The organism is Phaeovulum vinaykumarii, assembly GCF_900156695.1.
GTDB lineage: Bacteria > Pseudomonadota > Alphaproteobacteria > Rhodobacterales > Rhodobacteraceae > Bieblia_A > Bieblia_A vinaykumarii.
This window is the reverse complement of record NZ_FTOM01000002.1, coordinates 775,794-801,157: the sequence shown is the minus strand read 5'-3', so window position 1 is coordinate 801,157 and position 25,364 is coordinate 775,794. Positions and strand designations below refer to the sequence as shown.

24 protein-coding genes are annotated in these 25,364 nt (G+C 70.7%); 6 read left to right on the top strand and 18 right to left on the bottom strand.

The features are described from left to right. The first annotated feature begins 55 nt into the window (after positions 1-55). Positions 56-934 carry an acetylglutamate kinase gene (gene argB / locus BW949_RS08030; RefSeq protein WP_076364736.1) on the top strand — a complete coding sequence of 293 codons (879 nt, stop codon included), beginning with the start codon at positions 56-58 and terminating at the stop codon, positions 932-934. Between the two features lie 164 nt (positions 935-1,098). On the opposite strand, the gene BW949_RS08025 is transcribed toward argB, so the two are convergent. Next, positions 1,099-2,496, bottom strand: coding sequence for a sensor histidine kinase (locus BW949_RS08025; RefSeq protein ID WP_076364734.1), 1,398 nt, complete (start codon positions 2,494-2,496; stop codon positions 1,099-1,101). Between the two features lie 336 nt (positions 2,497-2,832). On the opposite strand from BW949_RS08025, the gene rpmH reads away from it, so the two are divergent. The 5 genes from rpmH to BW949_RS16490 all read left to right on the top strand — a co-directional run bounded on the left by rpmH (position 2,833) and on the right by BW949_RS16490 (position 7,447). Further along, positions 2,833-2,967: a 50S ribosomal protein L34 gene (gene rpmH / locus BW949_RS08020; protein WP_076364732.1), complete on the top strand. Its 135-nt coding sequence runs from the start codon at positions 2,833-2,835 to the stop codon at positions 2,965-2,967. 131 nt (positions 2,968-3,098) lie between these two features. Continuing rightward, positions 3,099-3,614 (top strand): ribonuclease P protein component, encoded by a 516-nt coding sequence (gene rnpA / locus BW949_RS08015; RefSeq protein ID WP_083947646.1) that lies wholly within the window; start codon positions 3,099-3,101, stop codon positions 3,612-3,614. Beyond that, a complete protein-coding gene (gene yidD / locus BW949_RS08010) occupies positions 3,611-3,895 on the top strand; it encodes a membrane protein insertion efficiency factor YidD (RefSeq protein WP_076364730.1) in 285 nt (94 codons plus the stop codon). Before rnpA ends, yidD begins: the two co-directional genes overlap by 4 nt. Continuing rightward, the gene (ttcA, locus tag BW949_RS08005) at positions 3,888-4,772 is read left to right on the top strand and encodes a tRNA 2-thiocytidine(32) synthetase TtcA (protein WP_076364728.1); all 885 of its coding nucleotides are present in this window, start codon (positions 3,888-3,890) and stop codon (positions 4,770-4,772) included. Before yidD ends, ttcA begins: the two co-directional genes overlap by 8 nt. Positions 4,773-4,900: 128 nt before the next feature. Then, complete coding sequence (locus tag BW949_RS16490) at positions 4,901-7,447, top strand: GGDEF domain-containing protein (protein ID WP_083947645.1); 2,547 nt, start codon at positions 4,901-4,903, stop codon at positions 7,445-7,447. A 467-nt stretch (positions 7,448-7,914) separates the two neighbouring features. On the opposite strand, the gene hypE is transcribed toward BW949_RS16490, so the two are convergent. From hypE to BW949_RS07915, 17 genes are all read right to left on the bottom strand, one after another. Next, a complete protein-coding gene (hypE, locus tag BW949_RS07995) occupies positions 7,915-8,934 on the bottom strand; it encodes a hydrogenase expression/formation protein HypE (protein ID WP_097176992.1) in 1,020 nt (339 codons plus the stop codon). Between the two features lie 4 nt (positions 8,935-8,938). Then, a complete protein-coding gene (hypD, locus tag BW949_RS07990) occupies positions 8,939-10,084 on the bottom strand; it encodes a hydrogenase formation protein HypD (protein ID WP_076364724.1) in 1,146 nt (381 codons plus the stop codon). 13 nt (positions 10,085-10,097) lie between these two features. Beyond that, positions 10,098-10,388 (bottom strand): HypC/HybG/HupF family hydrogenase formation chaperone, encoded by a 291-nt coding sequence (gene hypC, locus BW949_RS07985; RefSeq protein ID WP_076364722.1) that lies wholly within the window; start codon positions 10,386-10,388, stop codon positions 10,098-10,100. Continuing rightward, positions 10,389-11,906, bottom strand: coding sequence for a sigma-54-dependent transcriptional regulator (locus BW949_RS07980; protein WP_076364720.1), 1,518 nt, complete (start codon positions 11,904-11,906; stop codon positions 10,389-10,391). Continuing rightward, positions 11,906-12,862, bottom strand: coding sequence for a hydrogenase nickel incorporation protein HypB (gene hypB, locus BW949_RS07975; RefSeq protein WP_076364718.1), 957 nt, complete (start codon positions 12,860-12,862; stop codon positions 11,906-11,908). Before hypB ends, BW949_RS07980 begins: the two co-directional genes overlap by 1 nt. Further along, the gene (gene hypA, locus BW949_RS07970) at positions 12,862-13,203 is read right to left on the bottom strand and encodes a hydrogenase maturation nickel metallochaperone HypA (RefSeq protein ID WP_076364716.1); all 342 of its coding nucleotides are present in this window, start codon (positions 13,201-13,203) and stop codon (positions 12,862-12,864) included. The genes hypB and hypA overlap by 1 nt, the downstream gene beginning before the upstream one ends. Then, positions 13,196-14,098, bottom strand: coding sequence for a hypothetical protein (locus BW949_RS07965; RefSeq protein ID WP_076364714.1), 903 nt, complete (start codon positions 14,096-14,098; stop codon positions 13,196-13,198). Before BW949_RS07965 ends, hypA begins: the two co-directional genes overlap by 8 nt. A 35-nt stretch (positions 14,099-14,133) precedes the next feature. After that, a complete protein-coding gene (locus BW949_RS07960; RefSeq protein ID WP_076364712.1) occupies positions 14,134-14,991 on the bottom strand; it encodes a [NiFe]-hydrogenase assembly chaperone HybE in 858 nt (285 codons plus the stop codon). Continuing rightward, positions 14,988-15,824 carry a hydrogenase expression/formation protein gene (locus BW949_RS07955; RefSeq protein WP_076364710.1) on the bottom strand — a complete coding sequence of 279 codons (837 nt, stop codon included), beginning with the start codon at positions 15,822-15,824 and terminating at the stop codon, positions 14,988-14,990. The genes BW949_RS07960 and BW949_RS07955 overlap by 4 nt, the downstream gene beginning before the upstream one ends. A 14-nt stretch (positions 15,825-15,838) precedes the next feature. Further along, the gene (locus BW949_RS07950) at positions 15,839-16,228 is read right to left on the bottom strand and encodes a thioredoxin domain-containing protein (protein WP_179747530.1); all 390 of its coding nucleotides are present in this window, start codon (positions 16,226-16,228) and stop codon (positions 15,839-15,841) included. Positions 16,229-16,233: 5 nt separating this feature from the next. Then, positions 16,234-16,545, bottom strand: coding sequence for a HypC/HybG/HupF family hydrogenase formation chaperone (locus BW949_RS07945; RefSeq protein WP_076364708.1), 312 nt, complete (start codon positions 16,543-16,545; stop codon positions 16,234-16,236). Further along, positions 16,532-17,146 (bottom strand): HyaD/HybD family hydrogenase maturation endopeptidase, encoded by a 615-nt coding sequence (locus BW949_RS07940; protein WP_076364946.1) that lies wholly within the window; start codon positions 17,144-17,146, stop codon positions 16,532-16,534. The genes BW949_RS07945 and BW949_RS07940 overlap by 14 nt, the downstream gene beginning before the upstream one ends. Before the next feature lie 398 nt (positions 17,147-17,544). Continuing rightward, positions 17,545-18,330 carry a Ni/Fe-hydrogenase, b-type cytochrome subunit gene (cybH, locus tag BW949_RS07935; protein WP_076364706.1) on the bottom strand — a complete coding sequence of 262 codons (786 nt, stop codon included), beginning with the start codon at positions 18,328-18,330 and terminating at the stop codon, positions 17,545-17,547. A 126-nt stretch (positions 18,331-18,456) separates the two neighbouring features. Beyond that, positions 18,457-20,247: a nickel-dependent hydrogenase large subunit gene (locus BW949_RS07930; protein WP_076364704.1), complete on the bottom strand. Its 1,791-nt coding sequence runs from the start codon at positions 20,245-20,247 to the stop codon at positions 18,457-18,459. Positions 20,248-20,250: 3 nt separating this feature from the next. Beyond that, positions 20,251-21,351: a hydrogenase small subunit gene (locus BW949_RS07925; protein ID WP_076364702.1), complete on the bottom strand. Its 1,101-nt coding sequence runs from the start codon at positions 21,349-21,351 to the stop codon at positions 20,251-20,253. Between the two features lie 203 nt (positions 21,352-21,554). Beyond that, positions 21,555-23,834 (bottom strand): carbamoyltransferase HypF, encoded by a 2,280-nt coding sequence (hypF, locus tag BW949_RS07920; protein WP_076364700.1) that lies wholly within the window; start codon positions 23,832-23,834, stop codon positions 21,555-21,557. Positions 23,835-23,900: 66 nt separating this feature from the next. Then, the gene (locus BW949_RS07915; RefSeq protein ID WP_076364698.1) at positions 23,901-25,364 is read right to left on the bottom strand and encodes a nickel-dependent hydrogenase large subunit; all 1,464 of its coding nucleotides are present in this window, start codon (positions 25,362-25,364) and stop codon (positions 23,901-23,903) included.

Below are 25,364 nucleotides of genomic sequence, written 5' to 3'. Positions count from 1 at the left end.
AAACGGCTAGTCCTTGAGCGCCGTTTTCCGGGGAACCGCAATGAGAAAGCAGAACATGGACCGAGACTGGATTGCCACCGCGCGCACGCTCTCTGAAGCCCTGCCCTATCTGCAGCGCTACACCGGCGCCGTGGTGGTGGTGAAGTTCGGCGGCAACGCGATGGGCGATGAGGCCGCGATGGCCGAGTTTGCCCGCGATATCGTGCTGATGCGGCAGGTCGGGATGAACCCGGTCGTGGTCCATGGCGGCGGCCCGATGATCAACGACCTGCTCAAGCGGCTGGGCATCACCTCGGATTGGGTGCGCGGCAAGCGGGTGACCGATCAGGCCACCGTCGAGGTGGTCGAGATGGTGCTCTCGGGGCTGGTCAACAAGCGCATCGTGCAGGCGATCAACGATCAGGGCGGGCGCGCCGTGGGCATCTCGGGCAAGGACGACGACCTGATGGTCTGCGCCCCCGACGACCCGGAACTGGGCTTTGTCGGCCGCCCCGTCGAGATGAACGTGCAGGTGCTGCGCGACCTCTACGGCGCCGGGATCATTCCCGTGGTGGCCCCCGTCGGCACCGGCGAGAACGACAACGAGACCTTCAACGTCAACGGCGACACCGCCGCGGGCGCGATCGCCGGGGCGCTCAAGGCCGACCGGCTGTTGCTGCTGACCGACGTGGCCGGGGTCAAGGACAAGACCGGCAATGTCGTCACCCAGATGACCCCCGACGAGGTGCGCGCCATGATCGCCGACGGCACCATCGCGGGCGGCATGATCCCCAAGACCGAGACCGCGCTCAAGGCGGTCGAGGACGGGGTGCGCGCGGTGGTGATCCTGGACGGGCGGGTGCGCAATGCCTGCCTGCTGGAATTGTTCACCGATCACGGCGCGGGCAGCCTGATCCGCTCGACCGAGCCGCGCATCAAGCCTCGCATTCGCTGAAGCCCAGCCGCGGAGCCCCCTCCGCTGACGTCCCGCCCTGAACGGCGCCCGCCCTGCCCCCGGTGGCACGGGCTCGTCGCGCATGGGCGGGCCGCGCATGGGCGGGCCGCCGGGGGCAGGTTCGGGCATGGGCTGTTTCGGGGATGAGCGCGCGGGGGGCCGGCTCAGGCGGCGGCCTCGCCCAGCTCGCGCGGCAGGTGGATCAGGAATTCGGTGCCCTGCGCATCCGAGCGCACCAGCTCCAGCTGCCCGCCATGCCCGCGCACCAGCTCGGCCGAGATCGTCAACCCCAGCCCGGTGCCGCCCTTGCGCACGCTGCCCTGGAAGGGCTGGAACAGATGTTCGCGCGCGCGCGCGGGCAGGCCCGGCCCGCTGTCGCCCACCCGGATCCACCAGCCGGCTTCCTCCTCGCCCGCGCCGATCTCGATGGTGCCGGGCTTGCCCGTGGCCTCGATCGCCTGGCAGGCATTGCGCACGAGGTTCGAGATCACGCGATACATCTGCTCGGGGTCGGCGCGCAGCACCAGATTGGGCGCGATATCGGTGACGAAATCGACCCGCGCGGCGCGCGCCGACAGCATCTCGGCCTCGACCACCTCGGCGACCAGCCCCGCGATCATGAAGCGCGAGAGCGTGGGCGCGGGTTCCTCGGCGCGGCCGAAGGCCAGCGTGGTCTCGCACAGGTTGACCGCGCGGGTGATCGAGCCCACCAGCTTGGGTGCGGCACGGCGCACGCCGGGGTCCGAGCTTTCGTCCATGCGGTCGGCGAACAATTGCGCCGTGGTCAGGATGTTGCGCAGGTCGTGGCTGATCTTGGCCACCGCCTGGCCCAGCTGCGCCAGCCGTTCCTTCTGGCGCAGGGCCGAGGACATCTGCCGCTGCATCGTGGCCAGCGCCTCCTCGGCCTCGCGCAATTCGGTGATGCGGGCCGAGGGCGCGATCAGGCGGCGGGCGTCCTCGGGGGCCTCGGCCCAGGCGCTCATCCGTGCGACCAGCCGCTGGATCGGTTTCACCAGAAGCCGCCGCACCGCCAGGAACAGCAAGATCGCCGTCAGCACCGAGAACACCGCCGACAGGACCAGCACGCGAAAGCCCGTCTCCAGCATGCCCGCGCGCAAGGGCCCGGTCTCGAGCGTGATCTCGATGAACTGCCCGCCCGCGCGCACCGGATCGCCGATCACCCGGATCACCGCATTGGCGGGGCGGAAAAGCTGGTGCAGCGCATCGCGCACCAGCTCGAAATCGGTGGGCGCGCGCAGGTCATAGGTGGCCTCGATCGGCGCTGGAATGGGCGAGGACAGCACCAGCCGGCGCTGGTCGTCGCGCCGCAGCACCACGTTGAAGACGCCGGCATTGGCCAGAAGCTCGCGTTCGAGGCCGGGCTCGATCATCCCGTCGGTGTTGAGCAGCGCCAGCGACGCGATCTGCGCCTTTTCCAGCCGTGTCAGCAGATAGTCGCGGCGATGGTTGGCGACCGTGGGCAGCAGGATCATCGCCTCGGCCAGCAGCACGAAAAGCGACGTCAGCAGCAAGAACCGGCCTGAAAGCGTTCTCAGAAACATTTCCCTTCCCCGCCGCCGCCCGTCCTCGGCCCTTGGTTCCTGGCGCCCGGCCCCCGACCCCTGGCTGAACCCTGCCGCATCGGCCTGCGTCTCCTCAGGAATATCAAAGACTTTGGAGAAAAGACAGGTCTGCGATCAGGGATTTCCCGGCGCGGGCCGCAGCGGCGGGGGATGGCCGCGCCGGGGGCCGGATGCAGGCGGCGGCGAGGGGGGCGAAAATCCGCGCCGGACGGGGCGTTTGCGCGTTGACTTGCGGGCCGGGGCCGACTAAAGACCGGGCCTCGAATGATAGCGGCGCTCGAATCCCATCGGGCCGCCCGAACCGGAGTATTCGCGATGAAACGCACGTATCAGCCGTCGAACCTCGTCCGGGCCCGCCGCCACGGGTTCCGCGCGCGCATGGCCACCAAGGCCGGTCGCAAGGTTCTGAACGCCCGCCGCGCCAAGGGCCGCAAGGTTCTGTCGGCCTGAGGCTTCACACCTCTTCGATGATGCCGCCGGAGACCCACGCCCAAGGCCCGCAAGGCGCCGGGGCTGGTGATCCGGCGGCATTGTCATGTCCGCAGGACGGGCAGCGGCCTGCCTGCGCCGGAGAGACGCCGATGCCCAGCCCCGAGACCGCCGCGGAAGGCCGGACACCGCCCCAGGCCGGGCCTGGCGACGATGGCGGTGCCTGCCGCGCCCGCCCCGTGCCGACCCCGCGTGTCGAGACCCTGCGCCAGCGCGCCGATTTCCTGCGCGCCGCGCGGGCGCTGAAACAGGGCGCCGACAGCTTTCTGCTGCAAGCCCGCCGCCGCGCCCCCGGCGAGATTTCCGACACCGCTGACAGCGCGCCCGCACTGATCCGCGTGGGCTTCACCTGCTCGAAGAAGGTCGGCAATGCCGTCGCCCGCAACCGCGCCAAGCGCCGCCTGCGCGCCGCCGTGCGCGAGGTGCTGCCGGGCCTGGGCAAGCCGGGCTGGGATTATGTGCTGGTCGGCCGCCCCGAGGCCACGATCGCGCGCGATTTCGCCGAGCTGAAGGCCGATCTGGCGCGCGCTCTGGGGCGCATCCATTCCGCCCGCCCCCAAGCTGCCCGCTCCCAAGGGCCCCGCCGCCCGAAGGGGCCGAAGCCATGAGCCCGCTGGCCCGCCTGCTGGCGCTGCCCGTTCACGCCTATCGGCTGGTGCTGTCACCCTGGCTGGGCAATTCCTGCCGCTTCCAGCCGACCTGTTCGGCCTATGCGCTCGAGGCGCTGGAACGGCATGGCGCGATCCGGGGCGGGTGGCTTGCGCTCTGGCGTATCCTGCGCTGCAACCCCTGGGGGGGCTCGGGCTATGACCCGGTGCCCGGCGCGCCCGCCCCCCGCGGTTGCGGGCATGACCACGGCCCCGCCGCGAAGGACCGCGAAGATGACTGACAGCCCCGACGACATCGCCGACACCGATCTGCCGCCGATCCTGCGCGGCGCGCCCGACACGACCGAATTCCGCAAGCTGCGCAAGCGCATCGTGCGCGAGACCCGCGCGGCCATCGACACCTATGCGATGGCCCGGCGCGGCGACCGCTGGCTGGTCTGCCTGTCGGGGGGCAAGGACAGCTTCACGCTGATGGCGGCGCTGATCGAGCTGAAATGGCGCGGCCTGCTGCCGGTCGAATTGCTGGTGTGCAACCTCGATCAGGGCCAGCCCGGCTTTCCGGCGACGGTGCTGCCCGAATTCCTGACCCGCATGGGCATCGAACACCGCATCGAATATGCCGACACCTATTCGATCGTCATGGACAAGATCCCGCAGGGCAACACCTATTGCGCGCTGTGCTCGCGGCTGCGGCGGGGCAATCTCTACCGCATCGCCCGCGAGGAGGGCTGCGCGGCCGTCGTCCTTGGCCATCACCGCGACGACATCCTCGAGACGCTGTTTCTCAACCTCTTCCACGGCGGGCGGCTGGCGACGATGCCGCCCAAGCTGGTCAACGAGGAGGGCGATCTCTTCGTGCTGCGCCCGCTGGCCTTCGTGGCCGAGGCCGATTGCGCCCGCTTTGCCCGCGCGATGGAGTTTCCCGTGATCCCCTGCAATCTCTGCGGCAGCCAGGACGGGTTGCAGCGCATGCAGGTCAAGGCGCTGCTGGACGATTGGGAAAAGCGCAGCCCCGGCCGGCGTCAGGTGATGTTCCGCGCGCTGATGAATGCGCGGCCCTCGCATCTGCCCGACCCCAGGCTCTTCGATTTCGCGGGGCTGGCGCTGGGCGGCCGCTCCGATCCCGCCGAGCGCGGCGACGCATCCGCTACGATTTGAATGAAATCGTCATGGCCCGGTCCGCGCGCGTTAACGGAGTGCTGACCAAAGGCCCCTAGCCTTCCCCCGGAAGGGAACCGTTGCATGGGGGGTCATGCAGCGGGAGAACATCGGTGGAAGGGGATGTCATGTTCGAACGCAGCAAACCGCTGGGACGGGCCGAGAGGTCCGGCAACCAGCCTGATCCGACGCATGTCGATCACGGCCAGCGCGATCAGGACAGCCCCTCTGCGAACGCCGCCCGCCCCGACCTGCGCAGCCCCGACCTGCGCAGCCACAACGCGGGACATGGCGACAACGGCCATACCGACAAGGGCCATGCCGGCCCGACACATGACGACACGGACGGCTCGGATGCGCGCCCTGTCGCGCCGCGCGCCGCGCGTGGGCTTCCGCGCCGGGTCGGCACGCCCCCGCAAACACATGCGACGCGTCACAAGGATGCCGCCAACGACGACATGCCCGCCACGCCGGACGCCCCCGATCCCGCGCGTGACGATCCCGCGCATGACGATCCCGCACGGCAAGACGGCGCGCCGTCCGCGGCCGGCCCCGTCACCGACGAGGGCGGGTCTGAACCCCGCGCCCGTGCCGAAGACACGCCCGACGACCCGACCGAGCGGCTGATCGCCCAGGCGCTGGGAACGACGCCGCCCGAGGCCGGTGCCGTAGGCCAGGGCACGCCGCCCCGGCGCGGCCATGACGCCGACCCCGCCGGGCCCAGCTTCATCGACGATCCGATCACCTGGATGATGTCGGGCGCGCCGATCACCGGCGAAGGCCCGGCGCAGCCGCCCTTTGGGCCCGACGCCCCGCCCCGCAGCGACGCCGATGGCGATGCCGACGGGGGCACCGACGATCCGGGCGCACCGGACACCGCGGAAACGCGCGCGGCCCCCGACGCGGGCTCCCAGACGCCTGCCGACACATCCGCCGCGGGGCCGGTCAGCCCGGTGCGCCGGGTGTCTCGGGCGCGGGGCAAGGCCCGCGAGGACGGTCTGGCCGCAACGCTGCCGCCGCGCGCCGCGCGCCCGGCCCCGGTCGCGCCGCCCGCCGCCGCGCCCCAGCCGCGCCGCGCGTCGTCCAAGGCGCCGGGCCTTCTGGCGCGCCTGCGCGGCGCCCTCGCGCGGCCCGACATGATGGCCTTTCTGCCCGCGGCGCCGCTCGCCTGGGAATGGCACGGCCCCGAGGGGCTGGGCCTGACCGCGGCCACCGCGCTGGGCGTCTTTGTCCTGGGCATGCGCCGCGCGGCCCCGGCCGCCGCCCCCGCCGCCGACAGCCCGCGCGCCCATCCCCGCCGCGTCGTGCCCATGCGCCCTGTCGCCGCCTGCATCAACGACGCCATTACCGGCCTGCCGCTGCGCCCCGAGGCGGTGCAGGCGCTGGACGACGCCTTCGAGCAGATGACCGAGAGCGGGCATCTGACCGCCGCCTTCGTGATCGGCATCGACGGGGTCGACGATATCGCCCGGCAATGGGGCGACGGCGCCATCGGCAAGCTGTTGCGCGTCTCGGGCGACCGGCTCAAGGGCAGCCTGCGCGAATACGATCTGGTCGTGCGCCTCGAGGGGCCGCGGCTGGGCGTCGTGCTCGACACCGTGCGCAAGGTCGATCTTGAAACCGCGATCCAGATCGCCAACCGCATGCAGGCCACGCTGGAAGAGCCCGTCTCGATCGAGCGCGCCTTCCTGCACCCGACGGTGCATGTGGGCTTTTGCCTGATGTCGCGCACGCCCGAACCCAACGGCACCGCCATGCTGGGCGCGGCCGAGACCGCGGCCGAGGAAGCGCGCCGCATCGGCGGGGGATCGGTGCGCGCCTATACCGATGAGGTCCGCGCCGCCGCCCAGGCCCGCAGCGCCCAGGCCGAGGAAGCCGCCGAGGCGCTCGAGGCGGGCGATGTGGTGGCGCAATTCCGGCCCCAGATCTCGACCCACAATGGCCAGGTCGTCGGCTTCGAGGTCGTGCCCTGCTGGATGCATCCCCTCCGCGGCATGCTGACCGGCGAGGCGCTGACCGAGGTCATGCAGGGCGAGGCACTCAGCCGGCGCCTGACCGAGGTGATGTTCTACCACGCCTTCGGCGCCATGCGCCGCTGGGACCGCGCCGGTCTCGATCAGGCCGAGGTGTCGATGCGGCTGACGCTGGCCGAGCTGACCGACCCGCAGCTGCCGCAGCGCCTGGCCTGGGAGATGGACCGCTTTGCGGTGACGCCGCCGCGCCTGCGGCTCGAGCTGCCCGAAGCGGCGGTGGCCGAAGACGCCGACGAGGTGGTGACGCATTCCGTCGCGGCGCTGGGCCGGCTGGGGTGCCGTCTGGATCTGGCCAGCTTCGGCGCTGGCCCCGCCTCGATCACCGGCATCCGCCGCGCGGGCATCCAGCGGCTGCGCATCGCGCGCAGCTTCATCGCCCATGTCGACACCGATCCGGGCCAGCAGGCCATGGTGGGCGCGGTGCTCTCGGTCGCCGAACGGCTGCGCATCGAGACGCTGGCGGGCGATGTCGCCTCGCTGGCGGAAACGGCGATGCTGGCGCAGTTGGGCTGCGATCATGTGCAGGGGCCCGGCATCGCACGGCCCATGGCGCCCGAGGACACGATCGCCTGGGTCGAGCGCCACCGCAACAAGCTGGCCGCAACGCCGCGCATGCCGCGTTTCGGCGGCAACGAGGGCTGAGGCCGCCCCCCGGCCGCCAATGACGGGCCGCGCGTCGGCACAGGCGGCCAACCGCGCCCGCCCGACGCGCGCCAAGACAGATGCGCGCCAGCGACGCGAGGACCACCCGCCCTACGCGCGCCCGCCAGACACGGGGGGGGCGTCGCAACTCTGGTTGGACGGGGCTCAGTTGCAACCGCCCGACACGCGCGCGCCAGTCACGGGCCTGCAAGTCAAGGGCCTGCCAGACATGGGCCCTGCCTGGCACGCCTGAACACGGGGCGGCGCCGGGCGCGCGCTTCGGCGGCACGGCAGGATCTTGGGGGGCACGCCAGGATCGCGCCCCGCGCCGGACCCGGCCTCTGTTGGCCCCGCCCGTATAGGCCCGGCCGCGGCCCTGCGACCGGAGCGGGCGCCATGCGCCAGCGGTCCGTGGGGCCCTGCCGCCTCGGTCATCCTGACAAGAGGATTCAGCAGCCCGGCGCCGATCAGCAGATGCGCGGCAGTTGCTCGCCCACCAGCATGTCGACGATGCGCCGCCCGCCGAAGAGGGTCTGCATCTCGACCCGGCCGGGACGGGTCTCGGTCGCCCTCCCGATGATCGCGGCGCCCGCGCCCTCGGGGCGGGCCTGCATCGCGGCCAGCGCGGCGGGGGCCTCCTCGGGGGGGACGAACAGGACCAGCGTGCCCTCGTTGGCCAGATAGAGCGGGTCGAGCCCCAGGATCTCGCACAGCCCGCGCACCTCGGCGCGCAGGGGCAAAACGGCCTCGTCGATCTCGATGCCCACGCCCGCAGCGCCCGCCATCTCGTTCAGCGCCGCGGCCAGCCCGCCGCGGGTGGCATCGCGCGCCGCCCGCACGCCGGGGGCGGCGGCCAGGACCGCCTCCATCAGATGCCCCAGCGCGGCGCAATCCGAGCGCAGGTCGGTCGAGAGCGCCAGATCCCCCCGCGCCGCCAGGATCGCCGCGCCATGATCGCCCAAGGGGCCGTTGACGATGGCCACATCGCCCGGCCGGATGCGGCCCGCGGCCAGATCGCGGCCCGGCGGGATCACCCCCACCCCGGTCGTGGTGACAAACAGCCCGTCGGCCGCGCCGCGCCCCACCACCTTGGTGTCGCCGGTCACGATGCGCACGCCCGCCGCCTGCGCCTCGGCCGCCATCGAGGCCACGACCCGGCGCAGAAGCGCGACCTCGCAGCCCTCCTCGATGATGAAGGCCGCCGACAGCCACAGCGGCTCTGCGCCCCCCACCGCCAGATCGTTGATCGTGCCGCAGACGGCGATCTTGCCGATGTCGCCGCCCGGAAATTCGATCGGGGTCACGACGAAACCATCGGTGGTCATGGCCAGCCGCGCGCCAGGCACGGTCAGGCGCGGGTCTTCCAGACGGGCCTGATCCTCCATCCCCGGCGGCGCGAAGACGGCGGTGAAGACCTCCTCGATCAGGTCGCGCATCGCCTGACCGCCCCCGCCATGGGCCAGCGTCACATGAGTATCGCGCAGCATGGGGTCACTCCGCCGCGGCGCGGGCGCCGCCATATTGCCAATAGGCCGCACAGGCGCCTTCGGAACTGACCATCAGCGCGCCCAGCGGCGTTTCAGGGGTGCAGCCGCGCCCGAAGGCGGGGCAGGCCGGGGGCTTCATGCGCCCCGTCATCACCGCCCCGCAGGCGCAGCCCTCGGCCTCGGGCTCGGGCGCGGCGGGCCGCCCCGGCGCCCCGTAGCCCACGCCGAATTTCGCCTCGGCGTCGAAGGCGGCATAGGCGGGCCGGATGCGCAGCCCCGAGGCGTCGATCTCGCCCAGGCCGCGCCATTCGAAGCTGGGCCGGCGCTCGTAGACATCGGCCATCGCGGCCAGGCTGACGGGGTTGCCACGTTCGGGCACGACGCGGGCATATTGGTTCTCGACCGCGGCGCGCCCCTCGGCGATCTGGTCCAGCACCATCAGCACCGATTGCAGCAGATCGAGCGGCTCGAACCCCGCCACGACGATGGGCTTGCCGAAGTCCTGCGCAATGAAATCATAGGGATGGATGCCGATCACCATCGACACATGGCCCGGCCCGATGAAGCCGTCGAGCACCATGTGCGGATCCTCAAGCAGCACGCGGATCGGTTCGGGCACGGTGATATGGTTGCAGAAGACCGAGAAATTCCCGATCCCCTCGCGCGCGGCGGCCTGGATGGTGAGCGCGGTCGAGGGCGTCGTGGTCTCGAAGCCCAGCCCGAAGAAGACCACCTCATGCGCGGGGTTGCGCCGCGCCAGTTCCAGCGCATCGAGCGGCGAATAGACCATGCGGATATCGGCGCCCCGCGCGCGCGCCGCGATCAGGCTGCCGCGGCGGCCGGGCACGCGCATCGCATCGCCGAAGGTGGTGAAGATCACGCCGGGGCGTTCGGCGATCTCGATGCATTCATCGACCCGCGCCATCGGCAGCACGCAGACCGGGCAGCCGGGGCCGTGGATGAATTCGATCCCCTCGTGGACCAGCCGGTCAAGGCCATAGCGAAAGATCGCGTGGGTGTGACCGCCGCAGATCTCCATGATGCGGATGGGGCGTGCGCGGGTCGCACCCAGCCCTTCGGCGCGCGCGGCGATGCGCGCCAGAAGCGCGCGTGCCGCAGTCGGGTCGCGGAATTCGGCGGCGTATTTCATGCCCTTTGCTCCTTCATGCCCGCCCCTCCAGCGCCGCCTGACCCGCGGCCATCGCCTCGAGCGTCTCCTGCGCCTCGCCCAGATCGCGCAGCGCGGCCAGCGTGCGCGCGGCCTCCTCGGCGTCGATCAGGCTCATGGCAAAGCCCACATGGATCAGCGCCCAGCGGCCCAGCAGATCCTCGGGCGCGCCCTCGACCACCGGCGCCAGGCTGACCTCGCGGCGCACGCCCGACACTTCGGCCACCGCCATCAGCCGGGCGGCATCGCTGATCGCCACGATCTGCCCCGGAATGCCCAGACACATCTATTCGTCCTCCTCTTCGGCCGCGGCCCGTTCGGCGGGATCGGCGATCCCGTAGCGGTCGAGCTTGGCCCGCAGCCCCACCCGAGACAGCCCCAGCTCGGCGGCGGCGCGGCTCTTGTTCCAGCGATGGCGGGTCAGCGTCTCGCGCAGGATCCGCATCTCGATCAGCTCGACCCGATCCTTGAGCGTGCCATCGGCGGTCAGCACCTCCTCGGCCGAGCGGTCGGCGCCGCTGTCCGACGGCGGCGCTTGCAGGATCGGGCGCGAGATCAGATCCGCCCCCAGCACGTTCGATTGCGCAAAGATCAGCATGCGCGTGATCTCGTTGCCCAGTTCGCGCAGGTTGCCCGGCCAGTCATAGTTTTCCAGAAACTCCAGCGCCGCTTCCTCGAAGCCCGCGACGGGCTTGCCGTGGCGCGCCGAGAGATCGCCCAGAAGCGATTGCGCCAGCAGCGCCACATCCCCGCGGCGCGCACGCAACGGCGGCACGGCGACCTCGCCCACGGCCAGCGCAAAGAAGAGATCGGCGCGAAAGCCGCCCTCGGCCACCAGCGCGCGCAGGTCACGATGCGCCCCCGCGATCAGACGCACATTGGTGGTCAGCACTTCCTGCCCGCCCAGAGGGGTGAAGCTGCCCTCGCTCAGCACCCGCAAAAGCGCCAGTTGCAGCCCCGGCGCGGCCTCCTCGATCCCGCCCAGATAGAGCGTGCCGCGGTCGGCCTTCTGCATCAGCCCCATCTTGGCCACGCCGCCCGGCAAAACGCCGCGCTTGGCGCCGAACAATTCGATCGCGGCCAGATCCTCGGGCAGGCCGGCCAGGTTCAGCTCGAACCAGGGCCGGTCCGACCGCAGCGAGGCAAAATGCATCGCCCGCGCCAGCTGCGCCTTGCCCGCGCCCTGCTCGCCCGTCAGCAGGACCGGCACGTCGAAGCTGGCGTATTGGCGGGCCAGCGCCACCACCGCATTCATCGGCGAATTGGGCACCCGCAGGATCGATTCGAAGCCCATCCCCTCGCGCAGGGCCTTGCGCCGCTTTTCCAGCCGCGTCTCGGCGGTCGAGGTCAGCACCCGCATCTCGAGCGCAAGACGCTCGTTCTCGCGCGCAAGCTGGAACAGCCGCGTGGCATTGCGCGCCGCCATCACCAGCTGATCGGGGTGCCAGGGCTTGGTCAGGAACTGGTGGATACCGGCGGCATTGATCGCCTCGGCCATGGCGGAAGGGTCGGTGTAACCGGTGATGATGATGCGCACCGTCTCGGGCCAGCGTTCGCGCACCTCAGTCAGCAGGTCCACCCCGGACCGGCCGGGCATGCGCTGGTCGCAGAACACCGCCTGCACCCATTCGGTTTCCAGCAGGTCGAGCGCGGCGCCGGCATTGGCGGCGGTCAGAACCTCGAAATCCTCCTCGAGCGCCATGCGCATCGCGGCCAGCGAATGGGCCTCGTCATCGACCAGAAGCAGCGTCGGACGCACGGGGGCGGCACGTCCGCCACCGGGACCGAGCGGCGGCGCCCCCATCAGGCCGCCCCGTCGCGCGCGGGCCGCGCCTTGGCCGCCAGCCCCGCCGCCAGCCAGTCCAGCCAGGCCTGCATCCCCTCGCCGGTGCGCGCCGACAGCCGCAGGATCTCGATCGTGGGGTTCACCCGGCGCAGGTTGGCTTCATAGGCGTCCAGATCGGCATCGCAATGCGGGGCCAGGTCGGTCTTGTTGAGGATGGCGATCCGCGCGGCGGTGAACATGTCGGGGTATTTCAGCGGCTTGTCCTCGCCCTCGGTCACCGACAGGATGGCGACCTTGGCGTCTTCGCCCAGATCGAAGGCGGCGGGACAGACCAGGTTGCCGACATTCTCGATGAAGAGGAACGCGCCGGGAGGCAGCGCCAGATCATCCATCGCATGACCGACCATATGCGCGTCGAGATGGCAGCCCTTGCCGGTGTTGATCTGGATCGCGCGGGCGCCGGTGGCGCGGATGCGTTCGGCGTCATTGGCGGTCTGCTGGTCGCCCTCGATCACGGCAAGGGGCGTCGTGCGGCCCAGCATCTCGATGGTGCGGCACAAAAGCGTGGTCTTGCCCGATCCGGGCGAGGACACCAGGTTGACCGCAAAGGCCCCGAGTGCGGCCAGAACGCGCCGGTTGCCTAGCGCGAAGGCGTCGTTCTTGGCCAGGATGCCGGTCTCGACCTCGATCAGGCGCGCCTGCGAGAAGCCCGCGACCGACACGCCCGCCGCGCCCAGCCCGTGGTGGTGGTGATCGGCGCCGTGATCGTGGGCATGGTCGTGGCTGTGAGCATGATCGTGGGCATGCTCATGCGCGTGATCGTGGTCATGCGAATGCCCATGCGAATGGGCGTGGGAATGCCCCTCGCCATGAGAATGGGAATGCGAATGCGCATGACCCGACCCGTGGTCATGGCCGTGGTCATGTCCCTTCCCCTCGATGCTGGCGCCACCGCAACCGCAAACCGTGCACATCAGACCACCTCCATGTCCCTTATCCGCATTTCATCGCCCCCCACCGGCATCAGCCGGCCCCCGGCGCATCTGGGGCATGGGTCGAGCCGGTTCTCGATCTCGACCTCGACCCCGCAATCGTAGCACAAGGCCCGCCCCGGCAGGTCGATCATCTCGAGGCGCGCGCCCTCGGCGGGGCTGCCGCGCATCACCACGTCGAAGGCAAAGCTCAGCGCCGGTTTCTCGACCCCGGCGAAACGCCCGATCTCGAGGCGCAGCACCGTCACGCGATCAAAGCGCGCCTGGCGGGCCTGATCCTCGACGATGGCGCGAATGCCCTCGCAAAGCGACATCTCATGCATGCGCCACCTCCGCCAGCGTCAGATGCGCAGGCACGCAGGGGTCGAGAATGTCGATCACCAGGCGGGCCAGCCCGGCCTTGTCCGCGGGCAGGCTGGACAGGCTCTGTTCCAGCACGCCGCCCGGTGCGATCAGATGATCGGTGGGGGTCACGCGGGTCAGCGCGGTGACAAGCCCCCCCTCGACGCGCGCGCACAAGCCATATGTCCCGCGCGCCGCCGGCGCCAGCGCGGTGCCGTCGGGCAGCCGCGTGGCCAGGGGCGGCACCTCAAGACAGGCATCGAGATCGAGCGCCCGGCCCAGCGCGCGCCAGAGCGGCCCGCGCCCCCAGGCCCCCGCGACATGGCCCATCAGCGGGTGATCGGCCACGCGCGCGGCGCAGGAATTGTCCTGACCTCGGGGCGTCATCACCCCGTCGGGGCGCACCGGGGCTAGGTCGGCCACGGCCTCGCCCGGCGCGAAGCGATGCGCGACGCCCGCCAGTATCGGCGCCAGCCCCAGACCGGATTCGAGCCAGGCCCCGAAATCCGCGGGACCGGGCGCCTGCGCCGCCGGCCCGAACAACGCCTTGCGCAGCGCCCGCGGTGTGGCCTCGGCCCAGCCCGCGGGCATCCGCCCCACGCCGGGCCCCAGCGATTGCGGACAGCTCAGGCACAGCCGCATCAGATGTTCGCGCCGGATCTCGTGGCCCAGATCCGCCGGCCCCGGCGGCAGGCCCAACGCCAGCCGCGCCGCCGCCCCCTGCGCCGCGGCGCACAGATTGAAGAGCCGCGGCAGCAGATCGGCCACCGCCTCGACCGGGCGGCCGATGACCAGGGCCGCGACAGGAAGCCCCGCCTCGGCGCGGATCTCGGCCCCGCGGCCGGGAAGAAACCGGATGTCGAGCGCCCCCGTCATGGCCTGCCCCTATCCCTTGCGTCCCGCCCCGAAGATCATGCGTCCGCCGCCGGGCTGTCGTCTGCGGGGGCCGCGCCCGCCTGCGCCTCCACGGCCAGCCCGCCCGAGATCAGCGCCCGGCGCGTGGGCCGCTGGGCGGCCTCGGCGCGCGCGGCTTCAGCTTCTGCGGCGGCTTCCGCCTCGGCCAGGGCCGCCAGATCGGCCTCGCGCGCGGTGCGGATATCGGCGGCGCGGTCGGTCTCGGCGCGGTTGGCGGCATCGAACAGACCCACCATCACCGCACGGGCAACCTCGACCGCCTGCATCTGGCTGGCGAAATCGCCCATCGGCGAGAACAGCGAGCAGGCCTTGTAGCCGCCCACCATCGGCCGGACGTTGTGGATGAATTCATAGGTGCCCGAGGGGAAGGTGATCTCCTCGTGGAGGCCGGGGGTCAGGGTGGACCAATCCTCGCCCTCGGCGGGCAGCAGGATCAGGTTCATGAACCACGGCGCCACCAGCACGCCCAGCGGCCGCCCCTCATGCAGCTGGAAGCCCACCGCCTCGACGTGGAGCGCGGTGTTGACCATCGGCAGGCCGCGCATCCTGGCGTGCCAGACATCGGTGAAATCGGACACCAGCGCGGCGGTGCGCCGGGCGATATCCTCGGCGGCCTGCGCGCTCATCGCGCCGGGATCCTCGCGCACCATGAACTGGTCGCGCGGGGCCGAGCAATTGGGGCAGGACCAATCCTCGGGCAGCGCCAGAAACGGCGTGCCGGGCAGGATCTGGCGCGTGTCGTCGCCCTGCGCCGGGTCATAGGGGGTCCAGCAGACCTTGCATTCCATGATCGCCGCGGCGCTGATGCGGTCCGAGGCGCCCAGATAGCTGCCTTCGAAACGGGGCTGGTTCATCGGATCGCCTCCAGCACTTCGAGAATGCGCCCGCCGCTGTCGGACAGATCTTCGGGTGCGGCCAGGACGACCTCGGGGATGCCGGTCACCTCGAAGGTGTCCAGGATCAGGCTGTCCATCGAATTGAAGAACTGCACGCGCCACACATGCGGCGTGGCGGTGGCGGTGATCCGGCAATTGCCGTAGCCGCGCGACAGGATGGTGGCGCTGCCCTGCCCCAGCGCGGCGTCAAGCCAGACCAGATCGGCCTCGGTATGCGGCAGGAGCGACAGGTTGACCACATGCGCCGCCGCGCCGGGCGTGAAGGCGGCCGAGCGGTCCAGCAATTCGACCAGAAGCGCGGGCGCATTGGCCAGCCCCGCGGGACGGGGCGCCCCAAGGCCCTGGGCGGCACGCGCAGGCGAAAACGCGCGCGGGGCGCATTCGGCAGGCACGGCGCCCACCTCGACCCGGTCCACCCCGGCGCCGGCCACCGACCAGACCCCGGCAAAGACGCTTTCCTGCACCATCAGCGCGGGAATGCCGGCCAGCTTCATCGACACCTCGCCCTGGCCCAGCGTCTCGGCCATCAGCCGCCGCGCCGCCGCCGGCAGCCCGGCCAGATCGAAGGCCGCGCCCGTGCCCGAACGCGCGGCTTCGGCGCAGGCCTCGGCGATCTGGCCCAGAAGCGCCAGCGCCGGCGCCTCGGCCGCGGTGTCGCGGGTCTCGGGGACATGGGCGGAATAGGTCCGCATCCCCGAGGGCATGGCCAGGAAGTTCAGCTCGGCGTCTTCATCCTGCGGTTGCGAGCCCGGACCGAATCCGGTGGGCGGCTGGGTGAACCCGGAAACCATTGGAAATCCTCCGATCAGGCGGCGTCGCGGCCAAGGATGTGGGGAATGCGGCTCAGGTAATCGTCCCAGTCGCGGATCTTCTCGATCGCGCCCAGGAAGCGGCCGTCGCGGAAGAACAGGAAGCCCGGCGTCTTGAGCGCGCGGTAGGCTTCGCGGATCTGGGCCTCGATCGCGTCATCGACCAGCGCGCAGTCAAAGGCGTTCTGGAAGGCGCTGCGCAGCTCGGGCAGGATCACGCAGGCGTCCGAGGTCTCGAGGTTGCGTTGCGGATCGCCCGGCACCAGCAGGCAATGCGCGCCGGGCCGGTGGGTGAATTCCGCCACATCCGAGAGCGAGCAGAGCCGCGGCCAGCCCAGGTCGGTTTCAAGGCGCGCCAGCAGCGGCTGGGTCAGAGGGTCCTGCATCAAGGTCATCCCTGGCTGCGGCCGGCATCGAGCGCGGCCTGAAGATGGGGGGGAAGGCGCGGCGTGCGGGCCTCGAGATCGGCGAAGGCGTCGCCAGGATCGCCGCCCGCCATGACCGCGCGCAGCCCCTCGAGCGCGGCCCGGATGCGCAGCGCCTCGGTCTCGGGCAGGATCTCGCGGGCCGCACCCAGAAAGGCCAGAACCCATTGGCCGGGCGCGACATCGGGGGTCAGCGACAGATCGACCAGCCCGCCCTCGGCGGTGCGTCCCGCAATCCCGTCGATGGCCACGATCTGCACGGGATCACCCACGCACATCGTCGGCCCCCGCACTCGGGAAGAAACGGTCATCGCCCAGGCGGCAGGCGGTCTCGGCGGGGGGGCGGCCGTCCTCGTAGGCGGCGCGGCGGATCGCCGGATCGGCCAGCTCGGCACCATCGCTACGGCCCGGTTCGGCCTGCACGCCCCAATCGGCGAGTTCCGACAGCACGGCCGAGATCGCCTCGGGGATGCGCGCGGCGACCGAGGCGCGCAGCCCGCCGCCGTAATCCTCGAGCTCCTCGGGCTGGCAGCCGATCAGCGTGATCCGGCGCGGCAGCCGGCCCAGCAGATCCGCCGTGGCCAGCACCTCCTGAAAGCCGGTCTGGTGCAGGCTCATCTTCTTGGCGCCCAGAAAGGCCGGCACCTCGGCGTCGCGGCGCACGACCAGCTTGCCCGGCGGCAGCCCGAAATCGACCGCATCGAGGATCAGAAGCGCGTCGGCCTCCTCGAGGAAGGGCAGCAGATACATGCCCTGCGTGCCGCCATCGAGCAGCCGCACATGGTCGGGAAAGGCATATTGGCCGGCCAGCGCCTCGAGCGCGCGGGGCCCGAAGCCCTCGTCGGCCCAGAGCAGGTTGCCAATGCCCAGCACCAGAATGCGCGCGGGCACGTCCGGCGCGGAGGCGGCATCGTCGGTGACGGTTGCGGTGGTGGGGGAAGTTGCGGCAAGGCGCAGGTCTTCGGCTGGCATGGGTCCCTCCCTCGGCCCGGTGCTGGCGCTGTGGCAGCGGGGCTTGCGCCCTCTCTTTCCAACGACAATAGACTTTGCACCTGGCGCCGGAAGCACCGATCCACAGTTTCTGCGGCATTTTGTCATCGCGTTGAAATTGCACCTGAAATCATGTCAGCGCGTCAGGAATTTCCACGCCAAACCGGAAAGAAAACTTCCACCTTCATGCAGCGATGGAAGACAGGCCTCCACAATGCAAAAGGGCGCGGCGATCCGCCGCGCCCCTCGGAAGGGCAGAGCACAGGGCCCCGCCGCCCGGATCGGGGTCATTCCACCCGGTCATCCTTGAAGGTCCGCCAGCCCGAGATGATCGTGGTAATCATCGACTGGCGGGACATGATGTCCTCGCGGATGGCGGCATAGATGTGGATGATCGCAAAGAGCGTGATCGCCCACATGCCCAGGTGATGCAGCGTGTGCAGCCGCATCGAATTGCCCGCCATCTCGAGCACCCAGCCGAACATCAGGTCGGGAACCGAGCCCTGGCCCGTTCCTTCGGCATAAAGCGCAAAGCCCGTGACGATCATGAAGGTCATGCCCAGCGTGATGAACGTGAACATGGCCGCATGCGCCAACGGGTTGTGGCCGATGTATTTCTTGGGCTCCTTCTCGAGAAAGACATACCAGCGCAGCTCGAAGAACAGCTCGCGCCACCAGCGCGGGTTCCACACGGGCACGTAGAACATCTGCCGCGAATGGCGGTTGCCGATGAAGGCCCACCAGATCCGCCCCAGGAAGGCGACGGTCAGCACCATGCCGGCGGCGAAATGGGCAAAGCGGATATAGCCGAAGACGAATTGGTCGGTGGCCTCGGCGATCTCCATCGTGGGCGGCGGGCTGGCGATCAGATAGCCCGTCACGATCAGCACGGTGATGGCTGCGGCATTGAGCCAGTGCCACATCCGCACCGGCGCCTCGTAGACATAGACGGCGGCCTGAAGACGCAGGCTCTCGATGTCCTCGGGGCGGGCGCCCCCGGTCAGGCGCGCCGCCTCGAGCGGGGTCGGCGCCTCGGGGTTGGGCTGGTGGATGTTGATCTTGGTATCGGTCATCGCGCCGCCCTCATCCCGTGGCCCGGCGGGCGCGCAAGGCGCCCCCCCGACCCGCGCCCGGAACCGGGCACGGGGGCGGGCGGGACCGCCGTTGTCAGTGCAGGTTTGCTCATCCTTCCCTCCCCCTCAGCGGACCTTGACCGAGGTCAGTTGCTGACCGTCGGGCGCCATGACATGGGTGGAACAGGCCAGACAGGGGTCGAAGCTGTGCAGCGTGCGCAGGATCTCGACCGGCTCGTCGGGGCGTTCCATCCTGGTGTCCAGCAGGCTGGCCTCGAAGGCGCCGATGTTGCCGGCGGCATCGCGCGGGCTGCCGTTCCAGGTGGTGGGCACGACACATTGATAGTTCTCGATGCGCCCATCCTTGATCTTGACCCAATGGCCCAGCGCGCCGCGCGGCGCCTCGGTCATGCCCACGCCCTTGCATTCCCTGGGCCAGGACTTGGGCTCCCACTTGTCCACGTTGGCGGTGGATTCGTCGCCGTTGCGGATGTTGGTGACCAGCTTGTCGAAGAAGTGCTTTTGCAGCCGGGCGCAATATTCGGCCTCGAGCGCGCGGGCCGCGGTGCGCCCCAGCGTCGAGAACAGCGCATCGACCGGCAGGTTCATCGTGCCCAGCAGGCCCTCGACCTGGTTCTTGATGTCCTCGTGACCCTTGGCATAGCCGATGATGTAGCGCGCCAGCGGCCCGACCTCCATCGCATGGCCCTTCCAGCGCGGCGCCTTGATCCAGGAATACTTGGCGGCCTCGTCCAGCTCCTCGATCCGGGTGCGGGTGCCCTTGGCGTTGGGGCCCAGCTCGTAGTTCGGCTCGGTCACGCCATCCCAGGGGTGCAGGCCCTTGCCCGGCTCGCCGTAGGTATACCACGAATGGTCCACGAATTCCTGCACCTGCTCGGGGTCGCGCGGATCGACGTCATGCACCTCGGAGAGGTTGCCGTTGATGATCGCGCCGCGCGGCAGATGCAGTTGCTCGGGCGAGAAGTCGTTGGGGTTCTCGGGGATGTCGCCATAGGCCAGGCAGGCCTTCGACGACAGCCCGCCGCCATAGAGCCAGTTCTTGTAGAAGCCGCCGATGGCCACCACGTCGGGCAGATAGACGTCGCGCACGAAGGTCTGGCACAGGTCGATGATCGACGACACCATGTTCAGACGTTCCATGTTGATCGCGCCGACCGCGCCCGTCGAATGGACGTTGATCGGACAGGGCACGCCGCCGACCAGCCAGTTCGGATGCGGGTTCTTGCCGCCGAAGATGGTGTGGACCTTGACGATCTCCTTCTGCAGATCCAGCGCCTCGAGATAGTGGGTCGTGGCCATCAGGTCGGCCTCGGGCGGCAGCAGATAGGCCGGGTTGTCCCAGTAGCCGTTCTTGAACAGGCCCAGCTGGCCCGATTCCACGAATTTCTTCAGCCGGTTCTGCACGTCGCGGAAATAGCCGGGGCTGGACATCGGATGGCTGGGGCTGACCATCTGCTGCAATTCGCTGGTCGCCTTGGGGTCGGCGCGCAGCGCGTTGACCGGGTTCACCCAATCCAGCGCATGCAGGTGGTAGAAGTGCACCACGTGGTCATGCACCTGAAGGTTCAGCTGCATGATGTTGCGGATCGAGTTGGCGTTGTCGGGGATGGTGATCCCCAGCGCATCCTCGACCGCACGCACCGAGGTCAGCGCGTGGGTGCCGGTGCAGACGCCGCAGATCCGCTCGGTGAAGGCCCAGGCATCGCGCGGGTCGCGCCCCTTGAGGATGACCTCAAGACCGCGCCACATCGTGCCGGTCGAGACCGCGTTGCGGATCACGCCCTGATCGTCCACGTTCACTTCGCAGCGCATGTGGCCTTCGATCCGGGTGACCGGGTCCACGACGATGCGCCGGCCGGAATTGTCGAGATTGAAGCCGTTCGGTGTCGCGCCCATCTATCAGGCCTCCGTCTTCTCGTGTTGTGCCGCGTCCTGCGACTTCTTCTGCGCGCGCTTGAGCGCCGAGGCCGCGACATGCGCCGCGATGCCCGCGCCCACCACGCCCACGGTGGCAAAGCCCACCTGATCGGCGGTGGCCTCGACCCCGAATTGCTTGATCGTGGTCAGCCGGTCATAGAAGCCGCCCTGATCCCAGAAGCCGTCCTCGGAACAGCCGATGCAGCCGTGGCCGGACTGGATGGGGAAGCTGACGCCCTCGTTCCAGCGCACGGTGGAACAGGCGTTGTAGGTGGTCGGGCCCTTGCAGCCCATCTTGTAGAGGCAATAGCCCTTGCGCGCGTAATCGTCGTCCCATTCCTCGACGAACTGGCCGGCGTCGAAATGCGGGCGGCGGTAGCATTTGTCGTGGATGCGCTGGGAATAGAACATCGCCGGGCGGCCCTGGCGGTCCAGCTCGGGCAGCCGGTCGAAGGTCAGCATATAGGTGATGACGCCGGTCATGACCTCGGCGATGGGCGGACAGCCCGGCACCTTGATGATCGGCTTGTCGGTGATGACCTTGTGGACGGGGGTGGCGCGGGTCGGGTTGGGGGCGGCGGCCTGCACGCAGCCATAGGAGGCACAGGCCCCCCAGCTGATGATCGCCTTGGCGTGCTGGGCGGCCTCGCGCAGCTGCTCGACGAAGGGACGCCCGCCGATGATGCAGAACATCCCGTCCTCGTTCAGCGGCGGGTTGCCCTCGACCGCCAGGATGTAGTTGCCCTTGTATTTCTCGATCGTGTCGGCCAGCGCCGCCTCGGCGGCATGGCCGGCCGCGGCCATCAGCGTGTCGTCGTAATCCAGGCTGATCATCGACAGCACGACATCCTTGGCCAGCGGATGCGCCGAGCGGATGAAGCTTTCCGAACAGCAGGTGCATTCAAGCCCGTGCACCCAGATCACCGGCGTGCGCGGCTTCGTTTCCATCGCATGGGCGATCTTGGGCACGAAGGCCGGGCCCAGGCCCAGCGCCGCAGCGGTCAGCGAGCAATATTTCATGAAGCTGCGCCGGGTGATCCCCTGGCGACGCATCACGTCGTAGAATGTTTCGATCTGGGGCAAGTCGTCCTCCCTCCGGCTGGTCCGAACCCGCGCAGTTCGGGCATTGTGGATCAAGGGTGACGGCAGCCGGGGCCGGCGGCAAAGCAAAAGCCCCCCGCGACCGAAAAGAAAATTATCACTTAATTACAGCTGCTTGACGCGAATTCTTGCGGCACCCCGCGCCGCTGCGGGGTAACGGACTTGCCATCTGCGGGGGTGGGCGGTCAGTCGCTTTCCGGGCGCATTTCCCGCGCGTCGAAATGCCGCGACGCAGCGACAAGCACCTGTCCGAAGGCCAGACCGCCGTCATTGGCGGGCACGCGCGCATGGCGCAGGACGCGCAGGCCGCTCAACCCATGCATGCATTCCGCCGCGAGCCGGGCGTTCTGGAACACGCCCCCCGACAGCGCCACCGCCACGGCCCGCCCGGCCGTGATCTCGGCACGCGCGACCGCGGCCAGCGCGGCAGCGAGGCCCGCGTGGAACCGCGCCGCGATCAGGCCCGGCGCCGCCCCCCTGCCCAGATCCGCGGCCAGCGCGTGAAAGAGCGGCGCAGGGTCCAGCACCGCCCCCGCCCGCGCCATCGGATAGGGGTCGGCCGCGCCCACGGGCAGGGCCTCGGCCAGCGCCTCGAGGCGCATCGCGGCCTCGCCCTCGTAGCTCTGCCCCTCGGCGCAAAGCCCCAGGCACGCCGCCACCGCATCGAAGAGCCGCCCCGCCGACGACGACAGCGGCGCATTGACCCCCGCCGCCACCGCCGCACGCAGCGCCGCCCGCGGGTGATCGGCAAAGAGCCCGTCGGCCAGATCCGACAGCCCCGCCGCATCGAGCCGCACCAGCGCGTTGCGCCAGGGCTCGCGCGCGGCGCGGTCGCCCCCCGCAAGCGGCGCGGGCGCCAGATGCGCGACCCGCTCGGCGTCGGAATAGCCGCCGCGCAGCACCTCGCCGCCCCAGATCGTGCCATCCGCGCCCAGCCCGGTGCCGTCGAGGATCAGCCCGACCACGGGCCCGCCGTCGCGCGGCCAGAGCGCGTCGCCCAGGCAGGCGGCCAGATGCGCGTGGTGGTGGTGCACCGCAACCAGCGGCAGGCCATGGGCGCGGGCGGTGGCCTCGGCGGCCTGCGTGGCGCGGTAGCCGGGGTGCGGATCGGCGGCCAGGATCTGCGGGCGGTGCTCGAACAGCCGCGCCATGTCGGCCCGCGCCAGATCGAATTCCGCCGCCGTGCGCGCGTCATCCAGATCGCCCAGATGCTGCGACAGCATCGCCTGTCCGCCCTTCAGAAGGCAGATCGCGGCCTTCATCTGCCCGCCCATGCCCAGGATCTGCGGGCAGCCCTCGAACCCCGGCGGCAGCGCCAGCGTGCCCGGCACCCGCCCCCGCGCCCGGCGCAGCACCGCCGGCGGGCGGGCGCGCTCGACGCTGTCATCCAGCCGGCGCAGGATCTCGCGGTCGTGAAGGAGAAGCGCGTCGGCAATCCCGGCCAGAGCCGCGCGCGCCTCGGCATTGCCGATCACCTGCGGCGCGCCCGAGAGATTGGCCGAGGTCATCACCAGCGGCCCGCCGAAGGCCGCAAGCAGCAGATGATGCAGCGGCGTATAGGGCAGCATCACCCCCAGCGTCGTCATCCCCGGCGCCACCTCCGCAGGCAGGCGGCCCGCGCGCGCCGGCACCAGAACGACGGGGGCGGCCGGATCGCGCAGAAGCGCGCGGTCCGCGGCCGTCAGCTCGGCCAGATCCGCAAGCAGCGCCTCGGGCGCCATCACCGCCAGCGGCTTGGCCGGGCGGCGCTTGCGCGCGCGCAGCCGCACCAGCACCGGCGCTGCAGTCGCGTCGCAGGCCAGGTGAAACCCGCCCAGGCCCTTGACCCCCAGAATGGCGCCGTCCCGCAGCATCGCGGCCGCCCGCGCGATCGGATCGCCGGGAACCGCGGCGCCGTCGCCCCCCTCCAGCCACAGACGCGGCCCGCATTCGGGACAGGCGATGGGCTGGGCGTGAAAGCGGCGGTCGCCGGGGTCTTCGTATTCGGCGCGGCACGCCGGGCACAGGGCAAAGCCCGCCATCGAGGTGCGCGCCCGGTCATAGGGCAGCCCCGCCAGGATGGAATAGCGCGGCCCGCAATGGGTGCAATTGGTGAAGGCATAGCCCTGCCGCCGGCCCGGCGCCGCGATCTCGGCGCAGCACTCGGGACAGGTGGCGGCATCGGGGGTGATCCGGGTCTCGGCGCCTTCCCCCTGCGAGGGCGCGATGCTGAAATCGGCCGGCACGGGGTCAAGGACATGCGGCGCCAGCTCGACCGCATCGACCCACGCCAGCGGCGGCGCGCGATCACGCAGCGCGGCGACAAAGCGCGCGGGATCGGCGCAGGCCAGATGGATCAGCACGCCCTCGGGGTCGTTCAGGACCTGCCCCGCCAGCCCCATCTCGCGCGCAAGCTGCCAGACGAAGGGGCGAAACCCCACCCCCTGCACCTGGCCGCGCACGCGGATCGCCCAAGCGTTGCTCATGGCCGGGCCGCCAGTTTTCGCCGAGCGGCAAGGGCTTGGACGCGGCGGGTCGGGCGGGTGCGCATGTCAATGCACCGTGCAGACCATGCAGGGGTCAAAGCTGCGCACCACATGCTGGACGGCCAGGGGCGTGCCCGTGTCGGTGCCGTCCGCGTCGGCCAGCGCGATCCCCTCGAGCGCGGCCTCGAGCGGGCCGGGCACGCCACACGCGTCGCGCGGCGAGAAATTCCAGGTCGTGGGGGCGATGATCTGATAGCCGGCGATATGGCCGCGCTCGATGCGCAGCCAATGGCCCAGACTGCCGCGCGCGGCCTCGACAAGGCCCGCACCGGTGCCGTCCTCGGGCGGGGTGACGGGGGTCATGAAGGCAGCCTCGGGGGTGATGGCGCGGGCCAGATCCTCCATCACGCCGATCAGGCGGGCCAGTTCGAGAAGCCGCCCCGCCACCCGCGCCAGCACACCCCCGTCCCGCGCCAGATCGCGCGCCAGCGGATGGCCGTCGATCACCTGCCGGGCCAGCGCGCCCACCTCGACCGGACGGCCCGCAAGCCGCGGCGCCTTGCACCACGAATAGCCCGGCGCGGCCATCTCGGGGTCGGGCAGGGTCATGCCGGCGAAGGGATGCGCCGTGGCGCCGCGCATCCAGGCATGGCTGAGGTCTTCGGTGATCGCGCCGGGATCGACGGGGGCAGGAACGCCCCCCTCCCACAGGCCCGGCGCGAAGATCGTGCGATCGGCCAGCGCATAGCCGCCAAAGGACAGATAGCGCCCGCCCCCCGGACCCAGATGCGCAAGATCGAGATCGGCGGCGATGCGCAGGAAAAGGCCCGCGTCGCCCCCCTCCCAGGCCAGAAGGTCCGGCACTGTCTCGAGGGCGACAAAGGCCTCGGGCGGGGCGCCGAAGAGCGCGCTTTCGAGATGGCGGCGAAAGGCGGTCAGCTCGGCCAGGATGCGCAGCCGTTCGCGCAGGCCCGGCGCGCGGGTGACGCCGCCGGGCTGCACCGCCAGCGTATGCGGCCAGCGCCCCGCCAGCATGCCCAGCACATGCATCAGCTGCGCGCGCGCCGCCACCGCCGCGCGCACCGCCTCCCCCCGCTGGGGCAGGAAGCGCGCCTCGACCGCGCGCGCCCAGGCGCGGTCGGCATAGGCGGGGCGGGCGAAATCGGCCATGAAGAACAGGTTGAAGTGAAACAGGTGGTCGGCTGCGTTCTCGACCGCATGGATCAGCGCCGCGACCAGCGCCCCCTGCGGCGTCGGCCCCTGCCCGGCCGCGGCGGCGATCGCGCGGGCCGCCGCCATCGACTGGCTGACCGAGCAGATGCCGCAGATCCGCGGCACCAGCGTCAGCGCATCCTCGGGGGCGCGGCCCTCGAGCATCGGTTCGAAGCCGCGAAAGAGCGGCGCGTTGACCTCGGCGCGGCGGACGTGGCCGTCCTCGACCGTCAGGCGCACCTCGAGATCGCCCTCGACCCGGTTGAAGGGCCCCAGGACGCGGCGTGCACCCCCCTGCCCCGTCTGCGATCGTGCCAT